The 24,984-nt window shown below is 60.7% G+C and carries 26 protein-coding genes and 3 tRNA genes; 21 read left to right on the top strand and 8 right to left on the bottom strand.

The window, feature by feature from the left end:
* The first annotated feature begins 36 nt into the window (after nt 1-36).
* From urtC to QAO71_RS13790, 4 genes are all read left to right on the top strand, one after another.
* The gene (gene urtC / locus QAO71_RS13775) at nt 37-1,095 is read left to right on the top strand and encodes an urea ABC transporter permease subunit UrtC (RefSeq protein ID WP_328586259.1); all 1,059 of its coding nucleotides are present in this window, start codon (nt 37-39) and stop codon (nt 1,093-1,095) included.
* 53 nt (nt 1,096-1,148) lie between these two features.
* Nucleotides 1,149-1,928: an urea ABC transporter ATP-binding protein UrtD gene (gene urtD, locus QAO71_RS13780; RefSeq protein ID WP_036990207.1), complete on the top strand. Its 780-nt coding sequence runs from the start codon at nt 1,149-1,151 to the stop codon at nt 1,926-1,928.
* A 4-nt stretch (nt 1,929-1,932) separates the two neighbouring features.
* Complete coding sequence (gene urtE / locus QAO71_RS13785) at nt 1,933-2,628, top strand: urea ABC transporter ATP-binding subunit UrtE (RefSeq protein WP_036989304.1); 696 nt, start codon at nt 1,933-1,935, stop codon at nt 2,626-2,628.
* A gap of 146 nt (nt 2,629-2,774) precedes the next feature.
* Entirely contained in the window at nt 2,775-4,358 is a 1,584-nt protein-coding gene (locus tag QAO71_RS13790; RefSeq protein ID WP_036989303.1) for a peptide chain release factor 3, read from the top strand.
* Nucleotides 4,359-4,447: 89 nt separating this feature from the next.
* Here QAO71_RS13790 and QAO71_RS13795 read toward each other — a convergent pair whose 3' ends face one another.
* On the bottom strand, nt 4,448-4,705 hold the full coding sequence (locus QAO71_RS13795) for a DUF1289 domain-containing protein (protein WP_036989302.1): 258 nt from the start codon (nt 4,703-4,705) through the stop codon (nt 4,448-4,450).
* 132 nt (nt 4,706-4,837) lie between these two features.
* Here QAO71_RS13795 and nrdA point away from each other — a divergent pair, with 132 nt between their 5' ends.
* From nrdA to QAO71_RS13820, 5 genes are all read left to right on the top strand, one after another.
* Nucleotides 4,838-7,114 (top strand): class 1a ribonucleoside-diphosphate reductase subunit alpha, encoded by a 2,277-nt coding sequence (gene nrdA / locus QAO71_RS13800; RefSeq protein ID WP_036990205.1) that lies wholly within the window; start codon nt 4,838-4,840, stop codon nt 7,112-7,114.
* A 3-nt stretch (nt 7,115-7,117) separates the two neighbouring features.
* The gene (gene nrdB / locus QAO71_RS13805; RefSeq protein ID WP_177173371.1) at nt 7,118-8,263 is read left to right on the top strand and encodes a class Ia ribonucleoside-diphosphate reductase subunit beta; all 1,146 of its coding nucleotides are present in this window, start codon (nt 7,118-7,120) and stop codon (nt 8,261-8,263) included.
* A gap of 10 nt (nt 8,264-8,273) precedes the next feature.
* Nucleotides 8,274-8,528: a class I ribonucleotide reductase maintenance protein YfaE gene (gene yfaE / locus QAO71_RS13810; RefSeq protein ID WP_268873966.1), complete on the top strand. Its 255-nt coding sequence runs from the start codon at nt 8,274-8,276 to the stop codon at nt 8,526-8,528.
* A gap of 8 nt (nt 8,529-8,536) precedes the next feature.
* The gene (locus QAO71_RS13815) at nt 8,537-9,076 is read left to right on the top strand and encodes a DUF3087 domain-containing protein (RefSeq protein ID WP_036990201.1); all 540 of its coding nucleotides are present in this window, start codon (nt 8,537-8,539) and stop codon (nt 9,074-9,076) included.
* A gap of 78 nt (nt 9,077-9,154) precedes the next feature.
* Complete coding sequence (locus tag QAO71_RS13820) at nt 9,155-9,763, top strand: flavodoxin family protein (protein WP_036989299.1); 609 nt, start codon at nt 9,155-9,157, stop codon at nt 9,761-9,763.
* Nucleotides 9,764-9,794: 31 nt separating this feature from the next.
* Here the strand turns inward: QAO71_RS13820 and QAO71_RS13825 are convergent, their stop codons facing one another.
* Nucleotides 9,795-11,132, bottom strand: coding sequence for a DUF1329 domain-containing protein (locus QAO71_RS13825; RefSeq protein ID WP_036989298.1), 1,338 nt, complete (start codon nt 11,130-11,132; stop codon nt 9,795-9,797).
* A gap of 222 nt (nt 11,133-11,354) precedes the next feature.
* Between QAO71_RS13825 and QAO71_RS13830 the strand changes: the two genes are divergently transcribed.
* The 5 genes from QAO71_RS13830 to QAO71_RS13850 all read left to right on the top strand — a co-directional run bounded on the left by QAO71_RS13830 (nt 11,355) and on the right by QAO71_RS13850 (nt 15,064).
* The gene (locus QAO71_RS13830; protein WP_036989296.1) at nt 11,355-11,813 is read left to right on the top strand and encodes an EVE domain-containing protein; all 459 of its coding nucleotides are present in this window, start codon (nt 11,355-11,357) and stop codon (nt 11,811-11,813) included.
* A gap of 118 nt (nt 11,814-11,931) precedes the next feature.
* Nucleotides 11,932-12,729, top strand: a complete 798-nt coding sequence (locus QAO71_RS13835; protein WP_036989293.1) for a TatD family hydrolase — start codon at nt 11,932-11,934, stop codon at nt 12,727-12,729.
* Between the two features lie 56 nt (nt 12,730-12,785).
* On the top strand, nt 12,786-13,256 hold the full coding sequence (locus QAO71_RS13840; RefSeq protein WP_036989289.1) for a hypothetical protein: 471 nt from the start codon (nt 12,786-12,788) through the stop codon (nt 13,254-13,256).
* A 21-nt stretch (nt 13,257-13,277) separates the two neighbouring features.
* The gene (locus QAO71_RS13845) at nt 13,278-14,108 is read left to right on the top strand and encodes an SDR family oxidoreductase (RefSeq protein WP_036990199.1); all 831 of its coding nucleotides are present in this window, start codon (nt 13,278-13,280) and stop codon (nt 14,106-14,108) included.
* A 92-nt stretch (nt 14,109-14,200) separates the two neighbouring features.
* A complete protein-coding gene (locus QAO71_RS13850) occupies nt 14,201-15,064 on the top strand; it encodes a hypothetical protein (RefSeq protein ID WP_036989288.1) in 864 nt (287 codons plus the stop codon).
* A 122-nt stretch (nt 15,065-15,186) separates the two neighbouring features.
* On the opposite strand, the gene QAO71_RS13855 is transcribed toward QAO71_RS13850, so the two are convergent.
* Complete coding sequence (locus QAO71_RS13855; protein ID WP_036989287.1) at nt 15,187-15,741, bottom strand: response regulator transcription factor; 555 nt, start codon at nt 15,739-15,741, stop codon at nt 15,187-15,189.
* Between the two features lie 55 nt (nt 15,742-15,796).
* Complete coding sequence (locus QAO71_RS13860) at nt 15,797-17,059, bottom strand: ATP-binding protein (protein ID WP_036989286.1); 1,263 nt, start codon at nt 17,057-17,059, stop codon at nt 15,797-15,799.
* A gap of 164 nt (nt 17,060-17,223) precedes the next feature.
* Between QAO71_RS13860 and QAO71_RS13865 the strand changes: the two genes are divergently transcribed.
* On the top strand, nt 17,224-17,922 hold the full coding sequence (locus QAO71_RS13865) for an SIMPL domain-containing protein (RefSeq protein WP_051610778.1): 699 nt from the start codon (nt 17,224-17,226) through the stop codon (nt 17,920-17,922).
* An 8-nt stretch (nt 17,923-17,930) separates the two neighbouring features.
* Here QAO71_RS13865 and QAO71_RS13870 read toward each other — a convergent pair whose 3' ends face one another.
* Nucleotides 17,931-18,611: an energy-coupling factor ABC transporter permease gene (locus tag QAO71_RS13870; protein WP_136868839.1), complete on the bottom strand. Its 681-nt coding sequence runs from the start codon at nt 18,609-18,611 to the stop codon at nt 17,931-17,933.
* A gap of 181 nt (nt 18,612-18,792) precedes the next feature.
* Between QAO71_RS13870 and QAO71_RS13875 the strand changes: the two genes are divergently transcribed.
* The 5 genes from QAO71_RS13875 (at nt 18,793) to QAO71_RS13895 (ending at nt 20,785) form a co-directional block, all read left to right on the top strand.
* Nucleotides 18,793-18,969 carry a DUF3094 family protein gene (locus QAO71_RS13875; RefSeq protein WP_036989283.1) on the top strand — a complete coding sequence of 59 codons (177 nt, stop codon included), beginning with the start codon at nt 18,793-18,795 and terminating at the stop codon, nt 18,967-18,969.
* A 42-nt stretch (nt 18,970-19,011) separates the two neighbouring features.
* Nucleotides 19,012-20,328, top strand: a complete 1,317-nt coding sequence (locus QAO71_RS13880) for an NAD(P)/FAD-dependent oxidoreductase (protein ID WP_036989281.1) — start codon at nt 19,012-19,014, stop codon at nt 20,326-20,328.
* Nucleotides 20,329-20,530: 202 nt separating this feature from the next.
* A tRNA-Asn gene (locus QAO71_RS13885) sits at nt 20,531-20,606 on the top strand.
* Nucleotides 20,607-20,618: 12 nt separating this feature from the next.
* Nucleotides 20,619-20,695, top strand: a tRNA-Pro gene (locus QAO71_RS13890).
* A gap of 14 nt (nt 20,696-20,709) precedes the next feature.
* A tRNA-Lys gene (locus tag QAO71_RS13895) sits at nt 20,710-20,785 on the top strand.
* A 231-nt stretch (nt 20,786-21,016) separates the two neighbouring features.
* Here QAO71_RS13895 and QAO71_RS13900 read toward each other — a convergent pair.
* The 3 genes from QAO71_RS13900 to QAO71_RS13910 form a co-directional block, all read right to left on the bottom strand.
* Nucleotides 21,017-22,561, bottom strand: coding sequence for a phosphoenolpyruvate carboxykinase (locus QAO71_RS13900; protein ID WP_036989279.1), 1,545 nt, complete (start codon nt 22,559-22,561; stop codon nt 21,017-21,019).
* Nucleotides 22,562-22,724: 163 nt separating this feature from the next.
* Nucleotides 22,725-23,606 carry an Hsp33 family molecular chaperone HslO gene (gene hslO, locus QAO71_RS13905; RefSeq protein WP_280164708.1) on the bottom strand — a complete coding sequence of 294 codons (882 nt, stop codon included), beginning with the start codon at nt 23,604-23,606 and terminating at the stop codon, nt 22,725-22,727.
* Between the two features lie 298 nt (nt 23,607-23,904).
* The gene (locus QAO71_RS13910; RefSeq protein ID WP_036989278.1) at nt 23,905-24,312 is read right to left on the bottom strand and encodes a S4 domain-containing protein; all 408 of its coding nucleotides are present in this window, start codon (nt 24,310-24,312) and stop codon (nt 23,905-23,907) included.
* 192 nt (nt 24,313-24,504) lie between these two features.
* Here QAO71_RS13910 and QAO71_RS13915 point away from each other — a divergent pair, with 192 nt between their 5' ends.
* Nucleotides 24,505-24,975 (top strand): ATP-dependent zinc protease, encoded by a 471-nt coding sequence (locus tag QAO71_RS13915; RefSeq protein ID WP_074777680.1) that lies wholly within the window; start codon nt 24,505-24,507, stop codon nt 24,973-24,975.
* Nucleotides 24,976-24,984 lie beyond the last annotated feature (9 nt).

The following is a 24,984-nucleotide window of genomic DNA, read 5'->3' on the forward strand; positions in this document are numbered from 1 at the left end:
CTAACCCAACGTCTATTACTCAGTGATCGCGGCGGCATGGTGGTGCTCGGACTGGTCGTCCTCACTGCCATCCTGGTGCCGATCCTCAATCTGGTGGTGCCCACCAGCTCACCGTTCTACGTGTCCAACTTCACCGTGGCGCTGCTCGGCAAGTTTCTCTGCTTCGCCCTGCTGGCCCTGTCGGTGGACCTGATCTGGGGCTACTGCGGAATTCTCTCGCTCGGCCACGGCGCCTTCTTCAGCCTCGGCGGCTATGGCATGGGCATGTACCTGATGCGCCAGATTGGCGATCGGGGCGTATACGGCCACCCGGAACTGATGGATTTCATGGTGGTGCTCAACTGGGAGTCGCTGCCCTGGTACTGGCAGGGCTTCGACATGTTCTGGTTTTCCCTACTGATGATCCTGCTGGTGCCTGGGTTGCTGGCCCTGGTGTTCGGCTGGCTGGCGTTTCGCTCGCGGGTGACCGGGGTGTATTTCGCGATCATCACCCAGGCCCTGACCTATGCGCTGATGCTGGCGTTTTTCCGCAACGAGATGGGCTTTGGCGGCAATAACGGCCTCAATGACTTCAAGGAAATCCTTGGCTTCGACCTGGCTGCCAAGACCACCCGTGTCGGCCTGTTCGTCGCCTCGGCCATTGCCCTTGTGCTCGGCTACCTCGCCTGCCGCTATATCGTCACCTCGCGCATGGGCCGGGTGATCGTCTCGATCCGCGACGCCGAAAGCCGCACCCGCTTCTGCGGCTACCAGGTGGAATCCTACAAACTCTGGCTGTTCGTCTTCTCGTCGATGCTGGCGGCTATTGCCGGCGCCCTCTATGTACCGCAGGTAGGCATTATCAATCCCGGCGAATTCTCACCGCTGAACTCCATCGAGATGGTCGTGTGGGTCGCCACCGGCGGGCGCGGCACCCTGTTCGGTGCCATCGTCGGCGCTTTCTCGGTGAACTACGCCAAGACCTTCTTCACCACCTTCTCGCCGGAAACCTGGCTGTTCATCCTCGGCGCCCTGTTCGTGCTGGTGACGCTGGTGCTGCCAAAAGGAATAGTCGGCCTGCTCGGCCATGTACGCCGCAAGGGAGACAAGTCATGAACCCACTCGATCGCCTGCGGGAAACCTGGCGCCGCGACCAGATCTTCGACTTCATGCTCCCCAAGCCGGAATTCGGCAAGGCGGTGGATACCAGTCACGGCCCGATTCTCTATGTCGAGGATGTCAGCGTCAGCTTCGATGGCTTCAAAGCGTTAAATAACCTCAACCTATATATCGACGACGGTGAGCTGCGGTGCATCATCGGCCCCAACGGCGCCGGCAAGACCACCATGATGGATGTGATCACCGGCAAGACCCGGCCGGATACCGGCAGCGTGTACTTCGGCCAGCGCATCGATCTGCTGAAGCTGCCCGAGCATGAGATCGCCCGGGGCGGCATCGGCCGCAAGTTCCAGAAGCCAACTATCTTCGAAGCGCTGTCGGTATTCGAGAACCTGGAGCTGGCCACGGCTTCGGACAAGCATGTCTGGTACACCCTGAACGACGACCTGAGCGCAGAGCAGCGCGACCGCCTCGATGAGGTACTGACGCTGATCGGTCTGACCCCGCAAGCACACCAGGACGCAGGCGCCCTGTCCCATGGCCAGAAGCAGTGGCTGGAAATCGGCATGCTGCTGGTGCAGAACCCGCGGGTGCTGCTGGTCGACGAACCGGTGGCTGGCATGACTGGCGAGGAAGTCGAGCACACCGCCCGACTGCTGACCTCGCTGGCTGGCCGGCATTCGGTGATCGTGGTCGAGCACGACATGGCTTTCGTGCGCTCCATCGCGCGCAAAGTCACCGTACTGCATCAGGGTTCGGTGCTGGCCGAGGGCAGCATGGATCAGGTACAGAACGACCCGCGGGTCATCGAAGTCTATCTGGGGGAGTGACATCGTGCTGAGCATTCAAGGCATCAACCAGTTCTACAACCAGAGCCATATCCTCTGGGATCTGGACCTGGAACTGAAGGAAGGCACCTGCGGCTGCCTGCTGGGCCGCAACGGCGTCGGCAAGACCACGCTGCTCAAATGCATCACCGGCCTGTTGCCGGTAAAGGACGGGCAGATCCTGTTCAATGGCCAGGACATCACTCGCCTGAGCACCGAGAACCGCGCCCGCGCCGGCATCGGCTACGTGCCCCAGGGCCGCGAGATATTCCCGCTGCTGAGCGTCGAGGAAAACCTGAAGATATCCCTCGGCGCCCGCCCCGACCGGGCCAGGCAGATTCCGGAACAGATCTACCAACTGTTCCCGGTGCTCAGGGAAATGAAGCATCGCCGCGGCGGTGATCTCTCTGGCGGCCAGCAGCAACAGTTGGCCATCGGCCGTGCGCTGGTGCTCGACCCCAAGCTGCTGATCCTCGACGAGCCGACCGAAGGCATCCAGCCGAATATTGTCCGCGACATCAGCGATGTGATCCGCAAGCTGAATAGCGAACTGGGTTTGACCGTGTTGCTGGTGGAGCAGAAATTGCCCTTCGCGCGCCGCGCCGCCGATGATTTCTTCATCATGGAGCGCGGGCGCGCGGTGGCAACCGGACCGATGGCGACGCTGGATGACGAACTGATCCAGCGGTATCTGACGGTGTGAACTGATTCCGCGGCGAGGCCATGGCGGATTTAAATTTTGTCTTGCTCCGACTAATCGGCCACAATATGCGCCGATCCCATGACCCTCGCCCGGAGCCGACCGGCACGCCGCCGCCTCCCCGCCCCAGCACGAACCGAACAGGCAACATGTCCAATATCGAGAAAGAAGTCGCCAAGCGCCGCACCTTTGCCATTATTTCCCACCCCGATGCGGGTAAGACCACCATTACCGAACGCTTGCTGCTGATGGGCAAGGCGATCGAGGTGGCCGGCACGGTCAAGTCGCGCAAGTCCGACCGGCATGCAACCTCGGACTGGATGGCGATGGAGCAGCAGCGTGGCATCTCCATTACCACCTCGGTCATGCAGTTCCCCTACCGGGACCATATGATCAACCTGCTCGATACCCCCGGCCACGAGGACTTCTCGGAAGACACCTACCGTACCCTGACCGCCGTGGACAGTGCCCTGATGATGATCGACGGCGGTAAGGGCGTGGAGCCCCGTACCATCGCCCTGATGAACGTCTGCCGCCTGCGCGACACGCCCATCATCAGCTTCGTCAACAAGCTCGACCGGGATATCCGCGACCCGATCGAACTGCTCGACGAGATCGAAGAGGTGCTCAGCATCAAGGCCGCCCCCATCACCTGGCCGATCGGCTGCTATCGGGAGTTCAAGGGCGTCTACCACTTGGCCAACGATCGCATCCATGTCTACACCCCCGGCCATGGCCACGAACGTACCGAGGACAAGATCATCCAGGGTCTGGACAGCGACGAAGCCCGCGCCCTGCTCGGTGATATGTATGACAACTTCGTGGAAGAACTGGAACTGGTCCAAGGCGCGTGCCACGAATTCGATCCGGAGGAATTCATGGCGGGCAAGTTGACCCCCGTGTTCTTCGGTACCGCGCTGGGCAACTTCGGCGTCAGCCATGTGCTGGATGCCTTTGTCGACTGGGCGCCAGCACCACTGCCGCGCATGAGCCAGGAGCGTGAGGTCAAGCCCACCGAGGAAACCTTCAGCGGTTTCGTCTTCAAGATCCAGGCGAACATGGACCCGCGCCACCGCGACCGCATCGCCTTCATGCGCGTGTGCTCGGGCAAGTACGAGCAAGGCATGAAGATGCGCCATGTGCGGATCGGCAAGGACATCAAGATCGCCGACGCCCTGACCTTCTTCTCCAGCGACCGGGAACGCCTGGAGGAAGCCTGGGGCGGCGATATCATCGGCCTGCACAACCACGGCACCATCCAGATCGGGGACACCTTCACCGCCGGCGAGAACGTCAGCTTTACCGGCATTCCGCACTTCGCGCCGGAACTGTTCCGCCGCGTGCGCCTGAAGGACCCGCTCAAGTCCAAGCAGCTGCGCCAGGGCCTGCAGGAGTTGGCCGAGGAAGGCGCGACCCAGGTGTTCTTCCCCGAGCGCAACAACGACATCATCCTCGGCGCCGTCGGTGTGCTGCAGTTCGATGTGGTGGCCAGCCGCCTGAAAGAAGAATACAAGGTGGAATGCATGTATGAGCCGATCAACGTCTGGTCGGCCCGCTGGATCGAGTCCACCGACAAGAAGAAGCTCGCGGAATTCAGCAGCAAGGCCACGGACAACCTGGCCGTGGACGGCGGCGGGCACCTGACCTATCTGGCACCGACCCGGGTGAACCTCAGCCTGACCGAGGAGCGCTGGCCGGAAATCCGGTTCAACGCCACCCGCGAACACCACTGATCTGCCCGTACTGAATGCGGCCCGTTGAACAGAGCCTGCTCGTCGAGTGATCGACGGCGGGGCGGCAAAGTCGCCCCGCTTTCCATTATTCAGAACAGACCGGACTGTACCGGGTCATCGCCCGCCGCATCCCGCTGGGCGGCGGCCTCCTGTCTGGCCCGCAATACTCTTGCCTTGCGCGACTGGCACAGACGTACCACCTGTCGTTTCTGCTCGGTGGATAATTCCAGCCAATACAGGCGCTCATCCCGCGAGCGGAAGCAGCCCTTGCAGAAGCCCTTGCTGTTGACTTCGCAGACACCGACACAGGGACTGGGTATTTCAAAAAACTCAAGCTGATTTTTCATGTTTTTCAATTTGACCCCAGCCATTTCACACTCTATATTGCGTTCATTCCAACCCATATCACTACATATAGTGATTTCACCCATACAATGAAATCACCGTATATTCAAGCCTCAATGTCCCAGGATTTGCACATGACCGATTTCCAGTCCCTCAAGGTAACCAAACGCAACGGCCGCCAGGAATCCATCAATCTGGACAAAATCCACCGAGTGCTCGATTGGGCCGCCGAGGGCCTGGACAATGTATCGGTTTCCCAGGTGGAGCTGAAATCCCAGATCCAGCTGTATGATGGCATCCGCAGCCAGGACATTCACGAAACCATCATCAAGGCCGCCGCCGATCTGATTTCCCAGGACACACCGGATTATCAGTACATGGCCGCCCGCCTGGCGATCTTCCATCTGCGCAAGATAGCCTATGGTCAGTTCGAACCGCCACACCTGTTCGACCATGTCACCACGCTGACCGAGATGAATCGCTACGATCAGCATATCCTGCGCGACTACAGCCGCGACGAGTTCGACACCCTCAATGACTATATCGACCACAGCCGCGACCTGAACTTCTCCTACGCAGCGGTCAAGCAGCTGGAAGGCAAGTACCTGATCCAGGACCGGGTCAGCCGCCGGGTCTATGAAAGCCCGCAGATGCTCTACATGCTGATCGGCATGTGTCTGTTCGCCGACTACCCGCAGGACACGCGGCTGGGTTACATCAAGCGCTTCTATGACGCCATCTCGCTGTTCAAGATTTCCCTGCCGACGCCGATCATGTCCGGCGTGCGTTCACCGTCGCGGCAGTTCAGCTCCTGCGTGCTGATCGAGTGCGGTGACAGCCTGGACTCGATCAACGCCACCACCTCGGCGATCGTAAAATACGTCTCGCTGCGCGCCGGCATCGGCATCAACGCCGGTCGCATCCGCGCCGTGGGCAGCCCGATCCGTGGCGGCGAGGCCCAGCACACCGGCTGTATCCCGTTCTTCAAGCTGTTCCAGGCGGCGGTCAAATCCTGCTCCCAGGGCGGCGTGCGCGGCGGTGCCGCTACCCTGTTCTACCCACTGTGGCACCTGGAAGTGGAGTCGCTGCTGGTACTGAAGAACAACCGTGGCGTGGAGGAAAACCGCGTACGGCATATGGATTACGGCGTGCAGATCAACCGCACCCTGTATCAGCGCCTGATCAAGAACGGCAATATTACCCTGTTCTCCCCCCATGAAGTGCCCGGCCTGTACGAGGCGTTCTTCGCCGATCAGGACGAGTTCGAGCGCCTGTACGAGAAATACGAGCAGGACCCGGCGATTCGCAAGCGCAGCATGCCGGCGGTCGAGCTGTTCTCGCTGATGATGCAGGAGCGCTCCAGCACCGGCCGTATCTATATCCAGAACGTTGACCACTGCAACACCCACAGCCCCTTCGATCCGAAGGTCGCGCCGGTGCGCCAGTCCAACCTGTGCCTGGAAATCGCTCTGCCGACCAGCCCGCTGAATGACATGAACGATGACAGCGGCGAAATTGCCCTGTGCACCCTGTCGGCATTGAACCTGGGCGCGATCAACAGCCTCGACGAGCTGGAAGAACTGGCCGACCTGGCGGTACGTGCACTGGATTCGCTGCTTGATTACCAGGACTACCCGATCGAAGCGGCGCGCAAGGCTTCCATGAAGCGTCGCACCCTCGGCATCGGCGTAATCAACTTTGCCAACTACCTGGCAAAAAATGGCGCGAAGTATTCCGACGGCTCGGGCAACAATCTGACCCACCGGACCTTCGAGGCCATCCAGTACTACCTGCTCAAGGCCTCCAACCAGCTGGCTCGTGAGCGCGGCGCTTGCTCCGGTTTCGATGAAACCACCTATGCCAAGGGCGTACTGCCGATCGACACCTACAAGAAGGAGCTGGATGCGGTCTGCTCCGAGCCTCTGCACCTGGACTGGGAAGCACTGCGCGCGGATATCGTCGCCCACGGCCTGCGCAACTCGACCCTGTCCTCACTGATGCCGTCGGAGACCTCCAGCCAGATCTCCAACGCCACCAACGGCATCGAGCCGCCGCGCGGCCTGGTCACCGTCAAGCAGTCCAAGGACGGCATCCTCAAGCAGGTAGTGCCGGACTACGAGGAACTCAAGGGCGCCTATGAACTGCTGTGGCAAATGCCGAGCAACGACGGCTACCTGCAACTGGTCGGCATCATGCAGAAATTCGTCGACCAGGCGATCTCGGCCAATACCAACTACGATCCGCAGCGCTTCGATGGTGGTCGCGTGCCGATGCGGCAGTTGCTCAAGGACCTGCTGACGGCCTACAAATTCGGTCTCAAGACTCTGTATTATCAGAACACCCGCGACGGCGCCGACGACGCCCAGAGCGATATGGCCGACGATTGCGCTGGCGGCGCGTGCAAGATCTGAGATATGACCATGAAAATGAAATACAGCACTTTTTCCCAGGCCGACAATAACCAGATGGGCGAGCCGATGTTCTTCGGCCAGCCGGTCAACGTGGCGCGCTATGATCAGCAGAAGTACCCGATTTTCGAGAAGCTGATCGAGAAGCAGCTGTCGTTCTTCTGGCGCCCCGAGGAAGTGGACGTATCCCAGGATCGCATCGATTTCCGCAACCTGCCGGATCATGAAAAGCACATATTCCTCGGCAACCTGAAATACCAGACGCTGCTGGATTCGATCCAGGGACGCAGCCCGAACGTGGCCTTTCTACCGCTGGTGTCCATCCCCGAGCTGGAAACCTGGATCGAGACCTGGTCGTTTTCCGAGACCATCCACAGCCGGTCCTACACCCATATCATCCGTAATATCGTCAACGATCCAGCGGTGGTGTTCGACGATATCGTGCGCAACCGCCACATCATCGAGCGGGCCGGCGATATTTCCACCTATTACGATGAGCTGATCCAGTACGCCAACCTGTACAACCAGTTCGGTGAGGGCACGCATCAGCTCAATGGTGAAACTATCACTATCGACCTGTTCGAGCTGAAGAAGAAGCTGTACCTGTGCATGATGTCGGTGAACGTGCTGGAGGCGATCCGCTTCTATGTCAGCTTCGCCTGCTCCTTCGCCTTCGCCGAACGCCGGTTGATGGAGGGCAATGCCAAGATCATCCGGCTGATCGCCCGTGACGAGGCGCTGCATCTGACGGGCACCCAGCACATCATCAACATCATGCAGGAAGGTGATGACGACCCGCAGATGGCCGAGGTGGCCCGGGCCTGCCATGAACAGAGTATCGAGATATTCCGCCATGCCGCCGAGCAGGAGAAGCAGTGGGCCGAGTACCTGTTCAAGGACGGCTCCATGATCGGCCTGAACTACAGCATTCTCAGCCAGTACGTGGAATACATCACCAATCTGCGCATGAGTGCGGTGGGACTGGAGCCGATCTTCCCGGGCGCCAATCAGAATCCGATTCCCTGGATCAACGCCTGGCTGGTGTCGGACAACGTCCAGGTCGCGCCGCAGGAAGTGGAGGTCAGTTCCTACCTGGTCGGTCAGATCGACTCTGAAGTATCCCTGGAAGATCTCGGCGAGTTCGAGCTGTAAAGCAGTGCAGGTGATTACCCGGGATACCCTGTTCGAACTGGCGGAAGGAGAAACCCTGCTCGAAGGGCTGGAACGTACCGGTCACCATGTCGAGTATCAGTGCCGCAGTGGCTACTGCGGCGCCTGCCGGATCAAACTCAAGGTTGGCAGCGTGGTCTATCCCAAACCACCGCTGGCCTTTGTCAAACGCGACGAGATCCTGCCCTGCTGCTGCCTGGTCACCGAGCCGATCGTCATCAACGTGCCCCTCAAAAGCAAACTGTGAGTGCCGCCATGTTCGAGATACAACCGATGGACCCGGAACGTTACCGCGAACAGACACGCCGCAGCACACTGATCATCGTCGCCCTGCTGGCAGTATCGTGCGTTGGCATGGCGACCCTGTCCATCGCCCTGTTCGGCACGCCCGGTGGTAATAACTTCCGCTGGAACCTGGGCGGCGTGCTTGCCGGCCTGCTGCTGGCCATCGCCATCGTGCGTTTCTATTGCTGGCAACAACCCTGGATGGCGTCGGCGGTCTATGGCTTTCGGCTCAAGCGCAACCTGATGAAAGTGACCAACATCATGCATCAGGTCGAAGCCGGCGTCGCCGCCAACGATCCTACCGCCATGCGGGTGCTGCGGTTCTATCATCTCGGGGTGACGCAGATGTACCGGCTGGATGGCAACACCAGTGCTCTCAGCGATATGGTCCGGCAGGTCGACGAGCATCGCGAGCGCATGCTGGCGCATGGGTTGACGCCAGAGCAGGAACGTCTCGACCCGGCCTGGCTCAGCGCTGTCAGTGAGCGCTGGCGCGGCGGCAAGGACTAAGCAGGCAGGTAAAACAGCCTGAACCAATAGCGCGACTGCCAGGACCAATTCTCTGAAGCCATCGTTCGGAGAGACCTGATGTCACTCACCGCCCTAGCCCTGAACTGCACCCTGAAACCCTCCCCTGCCGACTCTTCCTGCGACCTGCTGCTCAAGCAGACCCTCGCCGCGCTGCAGGAGCAGGGCGCGCAAGGCGAGTTGCTGCGAGTCGTCGATTACAACATCAAACCCGGCGTCACCTCGGATGAAGGCGACGGCGATGACTGGCCGATGATTCGCCAGAAGATGCTGGCCGCCGATATCCTCATCCTGGGCACACCAGTCTGGCTCGGCCATCCGTCCAGCCTGTGTCAGCGGGTGCTGGAACGACTGGATGCCCTGCTCAGCGAAACCGATGATCAGGGCCGCATGCTGTCCTATGGCAAGGTCGCCGGCGTCGCCGTGGTGGGCAACGAGGACGGTGCTCATCACATCGTGGCGCAGGTCTATCAGGGGCTGAATGACGTCGGTTTCACTCTGCCCGCCAATAGCTGTACCTACTGGGTTGGCGAGGCCATGGGTTCGATCGATTTCAAGGATCTGCCAGCGACACCGGACAAGGTGGTGCAGACCACCCGCGTGCTGGCACAAAACTGCGTGCACCTGGCCAGGCTGCTGAAACAGCAGCAGTACCCAGCGCAAAAATGATGAGCCGCTGGGAGCGGCTCATCGAGTGGTGTCAGTTGCCGGCGCGGCGCAGCGCCTGGGGCGAGAAGTCCCGGGGAGACATCTCGTAGTTGAAATCGTACATCGGCTCGTTGTTGTCCAGGCCGTCGACGAAGTAATTACCGGTCTTCAGGTAGTAGAGCGTTTCCAGGGTGCTGTTGAACATCGGCAGCTCGTAGTAGCTGATCGGGTGGCTTTCCTGCAGCCCGACCAGCTCGCCCTTGTCATCACGCAGGTCCACCGCCAGGATCTGCCAGCTGTCCTCGTCCACATAGAAACGCCGCGTGTGATAGGGATGGGAATAGCCGGTCCGCAGGTTGGCCTCCACTACCCAGACCCGGTGCAGCTCGTAGCGCAGCAGCTCGGGATTCAAGGTCTTGGGCAGCACGATGCGGTCGTAATCGATGCCCTGCTGATGCACGGCGTAGCTGTTGTAGGGCACCAGCATTTCCTGCTTGCCAACCAATGACCACTCATAACGATCCGGCGCGCCGTTGTAGGAATCCACCACATCGGCGGTGGCCAGACCACTGGTATCCGGCTGCACCGAATCGTAGGCCAGCGACGGCAGGCGCCGGACGCGGCGGTCACTCGGGCTGTAGCGCCAGGCACGGCGCGTGGTCAACACCTGATCCAGCGGGTCCTGCACCACCAGCGAAGTACCGGACAGTTTGGCCGGCGCCGTCACCTGATAGCGGTAGTACAGCAGGGTGTTGTCCATTTCCTCAAGGGTCATACCCTCGCGGTTGTAGACATAGTAAATATAGCGGTCACGTTTGATCAGGTTGCTGCGACCATTGATCACCACTGCCTGATTGTTGATGAAGCGGGTCTGCTCGCCCTTGTAGTGCAGGATGTGGTTCCAGATGACTTCCATGCCACCCTGCGGAATCGGGAAAGGGATGCCCGCCACGGCGCCGGAGACACCATTGCCGTTGGAGATCAGCTCGGCACGTTCGGCGTTGGCCCGCGTGGCATCGTAGATGCGCTGCGGCGCTGCGGCGCTACGCCGGGTCGGATAGACCTGCAGATAGTAGTCGGGATTTCGCTCCAGCAAATCGGCCAGGCCAGCCGGCAGCAATTCCCGATGCTGGGCCAGATCGGCACCGTCGACGCGATACAGCATGGCATCATCGGCAAACGGATCGGGATGGTGCATGCCCGGCTGGTAGTGTGCTGGCGGCTGCACGCCGCCGGTCCAGGCGGGAATGGTACCGGCGGCATTGCCGGCACGCTCGGCCCCCAATGGGGTCAGATCGGCCCCCAGACGTGCTGCCTGGGCGGGGTCCACCTTGGCCTGAACCTGGCACGCCAAAGCGGCCAGAATGACAACGCCGAACTTCCTGTACATGCACCACTCCTTGAGAGACCGACTCGCTGCTTATCACTGAAGCCGACCGGGAATCCGATTGAATCAAAGCGTCAAAATCGCGGAATTGTAACGCGAAACGCCGAGCCCGCTCCACTCCGCTACAAAATGACACAGTTCAGTGAGCCTTCGATGACATATGCCCCCTGCCTGAGGCATCATTGCGCATGACATGACACCCTTCAGCCCAATGGAAATAGCAGCATGGCCTACTGGCTAGTGAAGACCGAACCTGCCGAATGCGGCATCGAGGATTTTGCCCGCGCACCGGATACCCCGGTTCGCTGGGATGGCGTGCGCAACTTCCAGGCGCGCAACTTTCTCATGCAGATGGCAGTCGATGATCTGGTGCTGATCTACCATTCCAGTTGCCGCCATATCGGCATCGCCGGCATCGCGCGGGTGAGCACCAGCGCTTATGCCGATCCGAGCCAGTTCGACCCCAACTCGCCTTATTTCGATGCCCGAAGTACCCACGACAAGCCGCGCTGGCAGGCGGTCGATCTGGTCTTCGAACGCCAGCTACCGCGGTTGCTGCCGCTGGACGAGATCAAGGCGCTGGCGGGCCTGGAGGGGCTGGCGCTGGTGCAGCGCGGCAGCCGGCTGTCGGTGATGCCGGTGAGCACCGAGCAGTGGCGGATACTGCTCGGGCCACACCAGTAGCGCAGGTGCGCTCAGAATCATCCCGATCTCAGCTGGCATGTCGAGCGCCTCAATAGCCGACAGGCCCAGCTTCCCCGCTGCACTTGCTCCTTGGCTCATCAGCGGCGAAGCTATACCCATGACCATCTATATCGATACCCACACCCATCTGGACTTTTCCGACTTCGACGATGATCGCGACGCGGTGCTTGCCGACAGCGGCCGTCTGGGTGTGCGTCGTCTGCTGGTCATGGGGGTGGCTCGCAGCAATTGGGATACGCTCTGGGATTTGGTAGAGAATGATCCCAGGCTGTACGCCGCTTTCGGAATGCACCCGGTGTTCCTCGATGAACATCAGCCGGAGGATCTGCAACACCTGCGTGAGCGCTTGGAACAGCATGCGGCAGACCCGCGCTGCTGCGCGGTTGGCGAGTTCGGCCTGGACTACTATATCGAGGAGCCCGACCGGGAACGCCAGCAGCAGCTGTTCGAAGCCCAACTGCAGATCGCCGCGGATGTCGATCTGCCGGTGTTGCTGCATGTGCGCCGCGCCCACGCCCCGGTGATCGCCGCACTGAAACGCTACCAGCTGCGCCGTGCCGGCATCATCCATGCGTTTTCCGGCAGTTATGAAGAGGCCCGTGAATATATCCGCCTGGGCTTCAAGCTGGGCATGGGCGGCGCGGCCACCTGGCCCCAGGCCAAGCGTATGCATCGGGTCATCGCACAGCTGCCGGCCGAGAGCCTGGTGCTGGAGACTGACTGCCCCGATATGGCGCCGGCGTTCCGCCCCTATCAGCGCAACAGCCCGCAGAACCTGCCGCAGATCTGCGCCGAGCTGGCTGAACTGCGCGGTGAAACTGCTGAACAACTGGCCCGCCAATGCCTGCATAACACCTGTGAATTGTTCGGCTGGTCTGCCACTGCGGTGTCGTAAACCCATGACTCTGGTAGAGTCGGACCATCAAGCGGAAATCACTGCAAGGAGACAGGATGGCACTGGGCATAGCACTACTGCTGATCTGGCTGGTACTACTGGTGCGCTTTCCGCGCATCATGTTGCCGGCCAGCGCGATCATCGTCGGCCTGACCGTAGTCCTGGCGGCCGGCGTCGGTATCTGGCAATGGCAGTACGGCAAGGATGTCCAGCGCCTGGATATCAGTATTCAGCATATGCCCGACGCGTGCGACTTCGGCAAGCCGTTGCAGGTGCGTATCCATAATCAGGCAGACCGCACCGCCAGCCATATCAGCTGGCGACTGCTGGCCCGCCAGCCGGGGTATAACACCAACCTGCTGGATACCGGGGTGACCGAAGGCATCTATCAGACCAGTCAGCCATTGGCCGCCGGCGAGCACTGGCAGCAGTGTTACAGCGTACCGCGTCTGCGCAGCGGGTATCACCCGGCGGACCTGGAATATCAGGCCGACAAGGTGCGCGCCGACTTCATCAAGACCGAATAAACACAAGAAAAAGGGATGATCATGAGTAAACCCGTCGCATTGATTACCGGCTGCTCCAGCGGCATCGGCCAGGCCCTGGCTCATATCTGCCTGGATGAAGGCTATGCGGTGTTCGCCGCCGCCCGCAACCCCGCCACCTTGGCCCCTCTGACCGCGCGGGGCGCGACGGCAGTAACACTGGATGTGAATGATGCCGCGCAGATCGCCGCCTGCCGCGAGCGGTTGTCCAGCGAAGCTGGCCGACTGGATCTGCTGGTCAACAACGCTGGCTACGGCGCCATGGGTCCAATATTGGATGCCGACCGCGAGACGCTGCTGCGGCAGTTCGACACCAATGTCTTCGCTCCCGTGCAGTTGGTGCGCGCCACCGCCGATCTGCTGCGTGACAGCGGCGGACTGATCGTCAATATCGGCAGCGTATCGGGCGTGACCACCACACCATTCTCCGGCGTGTATTGCGCCTCCAAGGCGGCGCTACATGCATTGTCCGAGGCCATGCGCATGGAACTGGCGCCCTTTGGTATCGAGGTGCTGACGGTACAGCCCGGCGCCATCGCCTCGGATTTCGGCAACAATGCCACCGCGGCCATTACCTTGGCCGAAGGCTCCTGGTTCAAGCCCTGGGAAAAGGCCGTGCAGGCGCGAGCCAATGCCTCGCAGAAGGCCAGCTCCACTTCCGCCCGGGAATTCGCCATGGAGCTGATGGGCTACATCAAGAACCCGCTGCGCCCGGAAACCGCCGTGATCGGCTCCGGCAGCCGCAGCATGCTGCGCTTGAAACGCTGGCTGCCGGCCTCGGTGCGCGAGGCGCAAATGCGCAAGCGGTTTGGTCTGGATCGCAAGCCCGGTTAAGGCCGGCGGCAAACCACCGAAACATTTTAGCGCTGGCGAGCGTCGCACATGTTTGGCACTATCGCTCGATTAATAATTCTGGAGACCTGCCCATGCGCTGGCTGTTACCCCTTTTCACCGTATTTCTGATGGTCGGTCTGGCCGTCCCCGATGCCGAAGCCCGGCGCATGGGCGGCGGCAAGAGCTTCGGCGCCGCGCCGATGCACAAGAGCCAGCCGGCTCAGCGTCAGACCCCACAGCAGCAAGCCAACCCGCGCAACCAGCAGCAGAACCCGGCAGCCACTTCCGGCGCCAGCCGCTGGCTTGGCCCGTTGGCTGGTATCGCCGCTGGCGGTCTGCTGGCCTCCATGCTGTTCGGTGACGGTTTTCAGGGTCTGCAGCTGTTCGACATCCTGATCTTCGGCCTGATCGCCTTCGTGCTGTTCAAGCTGTTCTCCCGCCGCAACGCGCCAGCCATGCAGCGCCAGCCACATCCGGCCGGCGGCCCGATTGAACAGCCGCAAGCACCGCAAAGCTGGTCGCCACAAGGCGGCGCCGCAGCGCAGCCGGCAGTCCAGCCGGTGGCGGCCCCGCCGCTCACCATGGATGCCCCGGCCTGGTTCAATGCCGACAGCTTCCTCAAGGGTGCAGAAGAGCACTTCTATACACTGCAGCGCCATTGGCGCGACGGTGACAGCGCCGGCATGGCCGAGTACCTGGACCCGGCCCTGCTGCAACAAATGATGATCGAACGCGTCGACAACCCGCCGAGCACCAACGGTTTCGTTGAAGAGCTGGAGGTACGCCTGGAAGGGATCGAACAGCGTGACGGTCGGACCATCGCCACTGTCGGTTTCACTGGCCTGGATCGCGAGTTCCCGCAGGATGAAGGCGAGCGCTTCGATGAAAGCTGGCGTCTGGAACGTGCCGATGGCCAGAACCAACCGTGGGTGATCTGCGGTATCCGCCAGAACTAAGGCGAAGCAGCAACAAGTAAAAACCCTCGGTTTTCGGACCGAGGGTTTTTTATGATTACCACGGGGCAGGCTGGGAAGAGCGCTCGGCCTGCCAGCCGGGACGTTGATTTATTGCCTATTGCTCAGCGCCGTACCGGGCGCTTCTGCAGTTTGCGCTGCAGCGTGCGGCGATGCATGCCCAGGGCGCGCGCGGTGGCGGAGATATTGCCGTCGTGCTCGGCCAGCACCCGCTGGATATGCTCCCATTGCAGCCGGTCCACCGACATGGGGTGCTCGGGCACCAGGCTTTCCGGGTCGGCCTGGTCCGACAGCAGCGCAGTCAGTACGTCATCGGCATCGGCCGGCTTGCACAGGTAATTGCAGGCGCCCCGCTTGATCGCTTCCACAGCGGTGGTGATGCTGGAATAACCGGTCAGGATGACCACCCGCAGGTCCGGATACAACTCCAGCAACCGCGGCAGCAGGACCAGCCCCGAGTCGCCCTCCATTTTCAGATCCAGCACCGCATAATCAGGCTTCTGCCGCTGCGCCACGACCATGGCCTCCTCCGCATCGCCGGCAGTACTGACCTGCAGACCGCGGCGGGTCAGCGCCCGGGCCATTACACGGGTAAAAGTCGGGTCGTCGTCCACCAACAACAATAGCGGCTGCTCGTCCTGATTGAATTCTTCAGTCATGCCTGCTCCTTAATAGCAATGGAGTCGCTGAAAAGCGCTGCCAACGCAGCCGATTTCATTGATGTCCTATCGGCAAGATTACCTCGGTGAGTGTCCCCCCGCCATCCTGGTTGAACAGTTTCACACTGCCGCCGATACGCTCGACGGCCGCCTGACTGAGAAACAACCCCAGCCCGAAACCCTTCTTGCCCTTGGTGGTAACAAAGGCAGTACCCAATTGTTCAGCGATATGCAGTGGTACTCCCGGCCCGTTATCTCGAATGCTCAGGCGCAGCCGCTGGGCATTCCATTGCAGGGCCACCGTAATATTGTCGGGACACGCATCGGCGGCGTTATTCAACAGATTGAGTATCGACTGGCTCAGCTCGGGGCTGGCAGGCACCATGGGCACCTCGCCCACGGGTAAGGCTTTGAGTTGCCAGGAGGCTTCCGGGCGCATCAGTTGCCAGCGCGCCAGCAAGTCCTTGAGCCAGGCATCGGCTGGCTGGTTACTGTGCGGCTGGCTGCGGTTGAGCTCGGCGCTGCGGACCATCTGCTGCAGGCTTTCCTTGCATTGACGCACCTGCTCCTGAAGCAGTTCCAGGTCTTCCTGAATCTGCGGATCGGCATAGTCCGCCCGCAGGTCCTTGAGAAGTACGCTCATGGTCGACAAGGGCGTGGACAGCTCATGGGCAGCCCCGGCCGCCACACTGGCAATGCCGAGCAGTTGGGAATCGCGCATACTTTGCTCACGCCGCTCGGCCAGGCGCTCGGCGTGCCGGCGCAGGGCTTCGGCCATATGCACAACGAACAGCGTGATCAGGCCGGCGCTCATGGCAAAGTTCAGCCACATGCCGATCACCCGGATATCGATCTGGCTGGCACGCACCGGCATCTCGAATAGCGGCAACGGGTGATACCAGAACAGCAGCAGACTGTAGGCCACCATCGCCACGCTGGCCAGAAATGCCGTGTGCTTCCAGGACAGGGTGGCCGCGGCAATCGTCAGTGGCACCAGAAAGTAGGACGCGAACGGGTTCGTCGGGCCGCCGGCGTAGTACAGCAGTACGCTGTGCACGAGGATATCGAACAACAGCTGCGAGCCGTATTCCACATCCGTCACCGGCCAATCGCGCAATAGCCGCAGCAGCGACAACAGACTGACTACACCCGATATGCTCAGGGTCAGCAGCAGCGGCGTCCATTCCAGCGCGAACCAGCCGCTGAGCCAGGCACCCAGCACCGATACGGCTTGGGCCAGAAGCACCAGTAACCGGATGAAAATCAGTCGCCAGAGATTCTGCCGGGAAGGGGAAAGTGCCAGTGCGTTGGGGTTCATCAAAAATCGCTGCTGCAAGGTTCGCTCCAGTATAGAATCGACCGAAACCGGGCCTGATGTGACATAGGGTCGCATAAACACGCGCATGTCGGCATCTCGGGAACCGTCATGCCAGACTTGGGGTCACAGAATCTCATAGCCGGAGCGGCTTAAGGAGAAGTCATATGCGTTCATTTCTGATGTTCCCGCTGGTAGTCAGCCTGGCATTTGCCGGCCAGGCACTCGCCGAACCGTTGAACTACAACCAGATTTCATTGCGAGCCGACGTGCAGCGCTCGGTGAACAACGACACCCTGACCGTGGTGCTGTTTACTGAAGCGCAGGACAAGGACCCGGCCAAGTTGGCCAACCGCATTACCGAGACCCTGAACCAGGGCCTGGAAACCGCGCGACAGAACACCGCGATCAAGGTGAGCAGCGGCAGCCGCTACAGTCAGCCGGTGTACGATGAAAAGCGCGAGAACATCGTGGCTTGGCGCGAACGCGGCGAGATTCGCCTGGAAGGCACCGATTTTGCTCAGGTCTCCAGCGTCACCGGTGAGCTGCTCGGTACGCTCAACCTGGGCAGCATGGAGTTCAGCCTGTCACCGGCCGGCCGCAGCACCACTGAGGATGGTCTGATCAAGGAGGCCATCGAGGCATTCCGCCAACGCGCCGATATCGCCACCGAAACCCTGGGCGGCTCAGGCTACAAGATAGTGAACCTGAACCTGAACACCCAGTTCATGTCGCCCCGCCCATTCATGCGCAGCAGCAAGATGGCCATGGCCGCCGATGCAGAGATGGCCGCCCCCGCCGTTGAAGGTGGCGAGGCTGATGTCAGCGTGAACGCCGACGGCGTGATCGAAGTGCAGATGCCCTGAGCCTCGGCTCAGGGATCCTCGTCAAAGGGCTCCTGCAGATAGCGATCGGTATCGAAGGTTTCCACCCATTCCGGGTGGAATACCACCAGTGCAGCCACCCCCATCCCGTTGATGAACCCCTCGGGGAACATCACCATGATCATGTAACCGAGCAGTTCGAGCAGTGAGCCGGGTGGCGTCAGCTGGCCTGACCAGGCCAGCAGCCCCATGCCGGCCAGCATGGTGCCTACCGCCGCGAAGGACGCGGCGAAGAACCCACTGATGAATATATACAGAAAGAGATTGGTGGGCTTGAAGCGCTCCAGGAAACGGCTCGCTGCCACCGTCACTACCACCGGAATCAGGATCCGCAGCAGTCCGTTGATCCCCAGCGCGGCCGCGTCATCCAACCCCAGCGCCACCATGCCCAGTTGCGCCAGCGTCCCGGCAACCAGAGCCAATGGCCAATCCAGCATCAGCGTCACTACCGTCAGCCCGAGAAAATGGAAGGTCAGTCCATTATCGAACTCCTTGCGCAGCAGCCACAGCACAAACAGGGCAAAAACGCTGCCATAGAACAGATGCTGACGACGGCTGTCCGCCACCAGTTCCACCCAGGATATCCGCGCCAGCGCCCACAACAGACTGCCACCGTACAACAACAAGCCGAGAAGAATCTGGGTGGTGGTTAACAGGCTGGCTGACAGCATGTGATCTCCCGGGCAGATGGTATGGGGGCGGTTGGCGCGGCAATCATAGCAGGCCGCCCGGCTTCCTGCAGGTCACCTCCCGGAGGTGCAATATCCAGCCATGAAGCATAGAATAACCACATAGTCAGTCAGACTCATATGCAATACGAAATTCCACCATAAAAATAACGCAAGGTGACCCATGGCCAGCCGTCTGTATCCTGAAGATCAGAAACGCGTCGAAGAATATCTCAACTCCCCTCTGCACCAGGTTGAACGCAAGCCCTTCAGGGTCTGGTGGCTGCTGCTCGCCATCGTTGCAGTGATTACCGGCCTCGGCCTGCTGGCCCGCTTTCTTGCTGCTCTGGTTATTGCATGACTCTGACAGGCGCCTGATTCCTGTCACTTAGAGAGCTTTACAATGTCACAGTCTGGCGTTTCATCACTACCCCATATTGTCGTGGTCGGCGGTGGGGCGGGCGGCCTTGAGCTGGTCACCCGCCTCGGCCGCACCCTGGGCAAGCGCAAGCGCGCCCGCATTACCCTGATCGATGGCAATATGACCCACATCTGGAAGCCGCTGCTACATGAAGTGGCCGCCGGCTCGCTCAATGCCACCGAGGAGGAGCTGAACTACGTCGCCCAGGCCAAATGGAACCATTTCAACTTCCAGCTTGGCAGCATGATTGGCGTCGACCGGGAGCAGCGTCAGGTTCAGCTGGCGCCAATCAATGACGAGAACGGTGATGCGCTGATCCCCGCGCGGCAGCTGGATTATGACTATCTGGTGGTGGCGGTGGGCAGCAATACCAATGATTTCAATACTACCGGTGCCGCAGAGCACTGCATCTTTCTCGATACCCGGGCCCAGGCCGAACGCTTTCATACCCGCCTGATCAATCAGTATCTGAAAGCCCAGGTACGTGGCGAGATGGTCCCTGACGAATCCATCAACGTGGCGATCATCGGCGCAGGGGCGACCGGGGTGGAGCTGGCCGCGGAGCTGCACCACGCGGCGCTGATGCTGCGCTCCTACGGATTGGACCGGGTGCGAGCCGAGGACCTGAACATCAGCCTGGTGGAGGCCGGACCGCGCATATTGCCCGCCCTGCCCGAGCGGCTTGCCAGCAAGGCGGCGGCTACCCTGAACGGGCTCGGGGTGCATATCCGCACCGGCTCGCCGGTCAAGGAAGTACAGGCTGACGGCCTGCTGCTGGCGGATGGGCAGTTCATCCCTGCCTCGCTCAAGGTCTGGGCGGCCGGTATCCGCGCACCGGCCTTTCTCGCCGGGCTCGGACTGGAAACCAACCGTATCAACCAGCTGCTGGTCGACAAGACCTTGCGCACCGCGGATGAGCGGATCTTCGCCTTTGGCGACTGCGCCGCCTGCCCGATGGACGAGCCCGGCACCTTCGTCCCACCCCGCGCCCAATCCGCCCACCAGCAGGCGACCCTGTTGAGTAAGAACCTGAGCCAGCTGCTGGAGGGCAAGCCGCTCAAGGAATATCGCTACCGCGATCACGGCTCGCTGATTTCCCTGTCCAGCTTCAGTGCCGTGGGCAACCTGATGGGCAACCTGACCGGCAGCATCACGCTGGAAGGCTGGCTGGCCCGCATGTTCTATATCTCTCTGTACCGCATGCACCAGATGGCTCTATACGGCCTGCCACGGACCATCATGTTGATGCTCAGCGACCGCATGGGTCGCAGCACTGAACCACGCCTGAAGCTGCACTGAGGCCGCCAGGAGGATGCAGCGAAGCGCTCTTCGCTGCATCCTTCACTTCTCCGAGCGCCGGGTTTCGACCATTCTTCCATCTATTGCACAGGAAGCTCAAATTCGGGCTTGACACCCCCGCCGTTGCCGGTAAAATGGCGCGCCTCAGCAGGGGATATGTGGCACCAACCCACAGTAACTTGTTGAGAGTTTTCAAGATAATTCCGCGATAGCTCAGTTGGTAGAGCAAATGACTGTTAATCATTGGGTCCCAGGTTCGAGTCCTGGTCGCGGAGCCATCTTGTAAATATCGGGGTATAGCGCAGTCTGGTAGCGCGCCTGCTTTGGGAGCAGGATGTCGGGAGTTCGAATCCCCCTACCCCGACCATTTTTTTGAGCATTGGGTCGTTAGCTCAGTTGGTAGAGCAGTTGGCTTTTAACCAATTGGTCGTAGGTTCGAATCCTACACGACCCACCACTCAAAACCTCTTCTGTTCTTCGCAACACCTTTCAAAATCGCACCCTTACTTCCAGCCCGGGACAGAAACTGTCTTGTCGGGGCCAAGTGCTGTCCGCCCACCCTACTCTGATGCCTTCCGAGCGCCTGCTATAGCGGCGGAACACCCCGATAACGGACTATCAAAAGCTATGCCCACTCCAAAAACAACAAACCCGCCAGAAGGCGGGTTTGTTGTTTACCGGATGGCGCTTACAGCTGCGGACCGGCGCTGGTAATGGCATCAGCCACGTCGAACTTCTTGAAGTTCTCGATGAACAGGCCGGCCAGATCACGAGCAGCGGCATCGTAGGCGGCAGCATCGGACCAGGTATTGCGCGGGTTCAGCAACTTGGTCTCGACGCCCGGCACGGCCTTGGGCACATCGAGGTTGATGACCGGGACGTGCTCGGTCTCGGCACCGACCAGTGCACCGGACTGAATGGCGGCAATAATGGCACGGGTGGTCGGGATGCTGAAGCGGCTGCCGACACCATAGCCACCGCCGGTCCAGCCGGTGTTGACCAGATAGACCTTGCTGCCGAAGGCGTTGATGCGCTTGATCAGCAGTTCCGCATACTCACCAGCCGGACGCGGGAAGAACGGCGCACCGAAGCAGGTAGAGAAAGTGGACTTGATGCCGCCACCAGAACCCATTTCAGTGGAGCCAACCAGCGCGGTGTAACCGGACAGGAAGTGGTACGCAGCCTGTTCGTTATTCAGGATGGATACCGGCGGCAGCACCCCGGTCAGGTCGCAGGTCAGGAAGATGATCGCGTTCGGCTCACCAGCCAGGTTGGCCTCGACGCGCTTCTCGACATGCTCCAGCGGATAGGCCGCACGGGTGTTCTGCGTCAGAGAGACGTCGGTGTAATCCGCCTTGCGGTTGTCCTCATCGATGATGACGTTTTCCAGCACCGAGCCAAACTTGATCGCATCCCAGATAATGGGCTCGTTCTTCTGCGACAGGTCGATGCACTTGGCGTAGCAGCCGCCTTCGATATTGAATACGACACCCTCGCCCCAGCCATGCTCATCGTCGCCGATCAGGTTGCGCGCCGGGTCAGCGGACAGGGTGGTCTTGCCGGTGCCGGACAGACCGAAGAACAAGGTGGTGTCACCATCGTCACCGACGTTGGCAGCACAGTGCATCGGCAGCACGTCCTTGGCCGGCAGCAGGAAGTTCTGTACCGAGAACATGGCCTTCTTCATTTCGCCAGCGTACTGCATGCCAGCCAGCAGCACTTTGCGCTGGGCGAAGTTGATAATCACGCAGCCGTCACTGTTGGTGCCATCACGCTCGGGCTCGCAGACGAAATGCGGCGCATTGAGGATCTGCCAGTGATCCTTGCCGGCGGGGTTGTACTGCTGCGGATTGATGAACAGGGTACGACCGAACAGATTGTGCCATGCGGTTTCGGTTTCCATGACCACCGGCAGGTAATGCTCCGGGCTGGCGCCGACATGAACGTGGGACAGATAACTTGGGCCTTCGGCGAGGTAATCCTCGACCCGGGTCCACAGGGCGTCGAACTTGTCCGCCGGGAACGGGCGGTTGATCGGACCCCAGGCGATGGCGGAGCTGGTCGATGGCTCATCAACGATGAAGCGGTCCATCGGCGAGCGGCCGGTGCGTGCGCCGGTCTTGACCACCAGGGCGCCGGTATCGGCCAGTCGACCTTCGTTGCGCTGGACCGCCAACTCGATCAGCTCGGCAATACTCAGGTCGTTAAATACTGTGTTGGTAGCTTGCGTCATCAAACTTCGTCCTCTTCGGCTTGACCGAAATATCCACAAGACCGATGGATTCGGCCTCAGCACCTAGGTTTTTTTACAGCTCATGAAAAAGCGCCATCACCGCGCAAGCCCGGCATTATGCCAAAGTTTTGGCCGTGGCGCTAAACAGCGGACGCCATGGGCATCAATGCAGACTCTGGGCGTGATCCCGGGCCTTTTCGAACAGCTCGACCAATGCCGCGCGGTCAAACAGATAGCGGGTATTGCAGAACTCGCAATCGACCTCGATTTCGCCGCCCCGCTCCTCCAGCAACAGGAATGCATCCTCCCGCCCCAGACTGACCAGCGCGTTGCCGGATCGTTCCGCCGAGCAGCTGCACCGGAAGCTAACGGGTCGCTCATCAAACAGCCGGACATCTTCTTCGTGATAAAGACGATGCAGAATGGTCTGGTTATCCAGTGCCATCAGCTCCTCGACGGTGAGGGTGTCGGCCAGCACACTCAGACGATTCCAGGTTTCCTTGCGCTCGTCCGGGTCGGCCTGACGATTTGCGGGCAACGCCTGCAACATGAAACCCCGGGCGGTGCGCCCGTCAGCCAGCAGGCGGAAACGGCTGGGTAATTGTTCGGAGCTATCGAAGTAACCGGCCAGCGCGTCGGCCAGCGAGTCCCCCTCCAGCGCGACCACACCCTGATATCGCTGCCCCTGATCGGGATCAATGGTGATCGCCAGTACACCATCGGGCATGAGTTCGGCCAATCCTTCGCCACTCAGGTCGTCACTGTATCTGGCAATGGCGCGGACTTCCTGCTGGCTGGAACATTCGACCATCAGGGTCGACAGCGGACCGGAAGAACGAGCCTGCATGATCAGCAGCCCATCGAATTTGATCGCAGTGGACAACAACACCGCGGCGGCCAGCATCTCGCCCAGCAGCGCCTTCACCGGCTCGGGATAGGTATGCTTGGCAAGAATCTCGTTATAGCTCTGGTTCAACGACACCAGCTCGCCGCGCACGTCGGCATGCTCGAACAGAAAACGCTGGGTGACATCCTGGGAGGACATGGCTTGCACCTTGGGAAAAACCCTGATTATACCCAGGGTCTGTTGACGTTTCATCATAAGCCGCGCCGGTGCCTGTTTTTGCGCGAGGCAAGGCGCGAGGAGAGAAATTTGGTATTCCAAATGAACGACGAGCAACGCAGCATCGCGCAAAAACAGGCCCGGCCCTTCGGGTTGCGCGTCACATCTCGCCATGCGTCGTTGCGGGACTTGGCAAGGGAATAACCATTACCTGCGTCCCACGCCTCGCCTGGCGAGATGTGACGCAGCAACGCGGCTTATGATGAAACGTCAACAGACCCTAATCATCGGAAGGCGCATTGCGCTCGTCGCGAAAGCGGTGGATCTGTCGGCGCTGCTTCTTGGTCGGGCGATGCTCGCTGATCAGCAGGCCCGGACCGGCCGCCCGTCGCTGGGCTGCCGCCGCTTCACGCTGGGCAACGCTGGCGGCGGTTTCTTCGTACAACAGCTGCGCCTCGACCGCCCCACGGCGGACCATGGACAGCTCCCGAACCACTACCACACGGGTGTCATGCCCCTGGCGAATCTGCAGTTCATCGCCCACTTTCGGCTCCTTGCTGGGCTTGCAGCGCTCGCCCCGGCAGTGCACCTTGCCGCCTTCTATCGCCGCCTTGGCCAATGCACGGGTCTTGAAAAACCGAGCTGCCCACAGCCATTTATCCAGCCGCGCCTTGCCATCATCGCCCATCGAGTCTGTACTCCTGTGAACCGGGTTGATGCCGCCAGTGTATCAAGGACAGCACCGCAGCATTTCGGCCCGGCTGCAGAGCAACTGTGACGGAGGATGAATGGCGCCCGTACTGACGTTTTTCCCGCTTGTTGAAACAATGATCTTGGCCCATGATGCGCGCCATTGCAGCGGACCTGGAGAGACCACAGGATGAAGACCTTCGATCATCTGACCGTGATCGGCCTGCGTGAGTGGATCGGGCTGCCCGGGCTGGGGATAGCCAAGGTCAGGGCCAAGGTTGACAGCGGCGCCAAAACCTCTGCGCTGCATGCCACCGACATCGAGACCTTCGAGCGTGACGACGAGACCTGGGTGCGCTTCAAAGCGCATGTCGGTACGCCGCGCAAGCCGCAGGATATCGATTGCGAGGCCCGGCTGGTCAGCTTCAAGCGGATCAAAAGCTCCAACGGTCACCTGCAGGAACGTCATGTCATCCGTACCCCCATGGTGCTGGGCGACAAATGCTGGTGGGTGGATTTCTCCCTCACCTGCCGTAAGTCGATGCGCTACCGGGTGCTGCTCGGCTGCACCGCGATGCTGGACGGTCAACTGGTCATCAATCCTGGGCTACGCTTTGTGCAGGACCAACCTCAGACCAACCTCTTTCATTCAGAAGGCTGAAAAAAACAC

Source organism: Halopseudomonas sp. SMJS2 (assembly GCF_029866945.1).
GTDB lineage: Bacteria > Pseudomonadota > Gammaproteobacteria > Pseudomonadales > Pseudomonadaceae > Halopseudomonas > Halopseudomonas bauzanensis.

Coding starts and splice junctions, on each gene's coding strand:
- QAO71_RS13790 (WP_036989303.1), top strand. CDS start 2,775: ATGTCCAATATCGAGAAAGAAGTCGCCAAGCGCCGCACCTTTGCCATT.
- QAO71_RS13840 (WP_036989289.1), top strand. CDS start 12,786: ATGGCACTGGGCATAGCACTACTGCTGATCTGGCTGGTACTACTGGTG.
- QAO71_RS13835 (WP_036989293.1), top strand. CDS start 11,932: ATGACCATCTATATCGATACCCACACCCATCTGGACTTTTCCGACTTC.
- urtD (WP_036990207.1), top strand. CDS start 1,149: ATGCTCCCCAAGCCGGAATTCGGCAAGGCGGTGGATACCAGTCACGGC.
- nrdB (WP_177173371.1), top strand. CDS start 7,118: ATGACCATGAAAATGAAATACAGCACTTTTTCCCAGGCCGACAATAAC.
- nrdA (WP_036990205.1), top strand. CDS start 4,838: ATGACCGATTTCCAGTCCCTCAAGGTAACCAAACGCAACGGCCGCCAG.
- QAO71_RS13915 (WP_074777680.1), top strand. CDS start 24,505: ATGAAGACCTTCGATCATCTGACCGTGATCGGCCTGCGTGAGTGGATC.
- QAO71_RS13830 (WP_036989296.1), top strand. CDS start 11,355: ATGGCCTACTGGCTAGTGAAGACCGAACCTGCCGAATGCGGCATCGAG.
- QAO71_RS13820 (WP_036989299.1), top strand. CDS start 9,155: ATGTCACTCACCGCCCTAGCCCTGAACTGCACCCTGAAACCCTCCCCT.
- QAO71_RS13845 (WP_036990199.1), top strand. CDS start 13,278: ATGAGTAAACCCGTCGCATTGATTACCGGCTGCTCCAGCGGCATCGGC.
- QAO71_RS13855 (WP_036989287.1), bottom strand. CDS start 15,741: ATGACTGAAGAATTCAATCAGGACGAGCAGCCGCTATTGTTGTTGGTG.
- QAO71_RS13875 (WP_036989283.1), top strand. CDS start 18,793: ATGGCCAGCCGTCTGTATCCTGAAGATCAGAAACGCGTCGAAGAATAT.
- QAO71_RS13860 (WP_036989286.1), bottom strand. CDS start 17,059: ATGAACCCCAACGCACTGGCACTTTCCCCTTCCCGGCAGAATCTCTGG.
- QAO71_RS13865 (WP_051610778.1), top strand. CDS start 17,224: ATGCGTTCATTTCTGATGTTCCCGCTGGTAGTCAGCCTGGCATTTGCC.
- QAO71_RS13870 (WP_136868839.1), bottom strand. CDS start 18,611: ATGCTGTCAGCCAGCCTGTTAACCACCACCCAGATTCTTCTCGGCTTG.
- QAO71_RS13850 (WP_036989288.1), top strand. CDS start 14,201: ATGCGCTGGCTGTTACCCCTTTTCACCGTATTTCTGATGGTCGGTCTG.
- QAO71_RS13900 (WP_036989279.1), bottom strand. CDS start 22,561: ATGACGCAAGCTACCAACACAGTATTTAACGACCTGAGTATTGCCGAG.
- hslO (WP_280164708.1), bottom strand. CDS start 23,606: ATGTCCTCCCAGGATGTCACCCAGCGTTTTCTGTTCGAGCATGCCGAC.
- QAO71_RS13910 (WP_036989278.1), bottom strand. CDS start 24,312: ATGGGCGATGATGGCAAGGCGCGGCTGGATAAATGGCTGTGGGCAGCT.
- urtC (WP_328586259.1), top strand. CDS start 37: ATGGTGGTGCTCGGACTGGTCGTCCTCACTGCCATCCTGGTGCCGATC.
- QAO71_RS13880 (WP_036989281.1), top strand. CDS start 19,012: ATGTCACAGTCTGGCGTTTCATCACTACCCCATATTGTCGTGGTCGGC.
- QAO71_RS13815 (WP_036990201.1), top strand. CDS start 8,537: ATGTTCGAGATACAACCGATGGACCCGGAACGTTACCGCGAACAGACA.
- QAO71_RS13795 (WP_036989302.1), bottom strand. CDS start 4,705: ATGAAAAATCAGCTTGAGTTTTTTGAAATACCCAGTCCCTGTGTCGGT.
- QAO71_RS13825 (WP_036989298.1), bottom strand. CDS start 11,132: ATGTACAGGAAGTTCGGCGTTGTCATTCTGGCCGCTTTGGCGTGCCAG.